1 pseudogene is annotated in these 258 nt (G+C 69.0%); it reads right to left on the bottom strand.

From position 1 onward, the window contains the following. A pseudogene (locus tag QSJ97_RS24880) lies at positions 1-258 on the bottom strand (transposase); the annotation flags it as partial.

Raw genomic sequence — 258 nt, 5'->3', positions numbered from 1 at the left:
GGCCTCGAGCATGAGCGCGCCGACGAGGCGGATGACTGCAGGCGCGTTCGGGAAGATCCCGACGACGTCCGAGCGCCGTCTGATCTCGGGTTCAGCCGTTCCAGCGGATTCGTGCTCGCGATCTGCGGCCGGTGCGCCCTGGGAAATTCCATGCAGGCCAGCACATCCTCGCGGGAGGCATCCATCAGGGCGCCGGGCTTCTCGTGCCTGGCCCTGATCGCGTCGGCGACCTGGGTCCATTGCTCCATGGCCGCCGCC

Origin of the sequence: Paralimibaculum aggregatum (genome assembly GCF_030270585.1) — a bacterium.
Taxonomy (GTDB): domain Bacteria; phylum Pseudomonadota; class Alphaproteobacteria; order Rhodobacterales; family Rhodobacteraceae; genus Thermohalobaculum; species Thermohalobaculum aggregatum.
Note: the sequence above shows the minus strand (reverse complement) of the source record. Positions and strands in the feature narration are given on the sequence as shown.